Source organism: Psychrobacter sp. 1U2 (assembly GCF_051847575.1).
The window spans coordinates 1-1,082 of record NZ_JBPYDC010000441.1 but is presented as its reverse complement, the minus strand read 5'-3'; the positions used below and the strand labels follow the sequence as shown (position 1 = coordinate 1,082).

The following is a 1,082-nucleotide window of genomic DNA, read 5'->3' as shown; positions in this document are numbered from 1 at the left end:
TGGTTTTCACTACTGGCCCGAGAAGCTCTGGTCGCGCTCATGCTTGGTGCTACGATGGCAGTGGCTATCTCTATCATCGGTTACATACGCGGTGATGCTGTGGTATCACTAGTGCTTGCGCTTAGTATGATGTCCGTGGTTATGATCGGCTGTGTGATTGGTATGAGCCTTCCTTTTGTGCTCAATAAACTAGGGTTTGACCCTGCTACTGCGAGTGCACCTTTGATTACCTCAGTGTGTGACGCCTCAGGTGTGCTGATCTACCTCTTTATTGCTTCACAATTTTTGTCCATTTAACAAGGTAAATATAGATACCACAATCATCGACACCAGTATTTAAGTTAAAAGGCAGAAAAAACAGATTGTACAGGGCCTTGTGCGATTAGCGTTGTGGTTTTTTTATCCTTGTAATTGAGCTACACTGTCACGATAAAAGGTTTGGCTAAAAAGCTCATAGACTATCTGGTTTTTCATATTTATAGCATTGTTAACTGAGCTCTTTTACCATGTCCACCCACTTTTATAGGCAGTAATAGTAGCTATGTTTAACTTTATAAAAAAAATAACGTCAGAAAAACCTGAGACTCCCAAGCAACAGGCAGAACGTGATAGTGCAGTAGATAAAGTACTACTGGGCTATGAAGTAGGTACTGTTAGCATTGCTACCATGATAACAGGGCTTGAGCGCAGCGGTAACCAGCTAACCTTAGACTTACGGTTGCCACAAGATAGTGATCCTGAAACCATTCAGCAAGAGCTTGGACAACTGCTGCATCCGCATGGTATCCAAACGATCCATATGAATGTGCGCCTGCCTGCACCAGCAAAAGTTGACGGAGCAAGCTTACCGAAACAGATGCCAAAGACGACCGATGCAATGGCTAAGCAAGATAAGTCAAGCGTACAGTCACATACAGACAGCGAACCACCCATAACGAAAGCGGCGCCAACTCAAGCTTCACTAGCAGCACATCCGCGTATTCGACATATTATCGTAGTAGCGTCAGGCAAAGGCGGCGTCGGTAAATCAACCACCACCGTTAATATTGCCTTGGCTTTAAAAGAGCTTGGTAACCGTGTTG

At 44.5% G+C, this 1,082-nt stretch carries 2 protein-coding genes; both read left to right on the top strand.

The genetic code is table 11. The annotated features are described in order from the left end of the window. Positions 1 to 297, top strand: a 297-nt coding sequence (locus tag ACS8FD_RS16425; RefSeq protein ID WP_439276629.1) for a magnesium transporter, incomplete at its 5' end; no start/stop codon positions are given. 244 nt (positions 298 to 541) lie between these two features. Beyond that, the coding region (locus ACS8FD_RS16420; RefSeq protein ID WP_439276628.1) for a P-loop NTPase at positions 542 to 1,082 on the top strand (541 nt) is incomplete at its 3' end.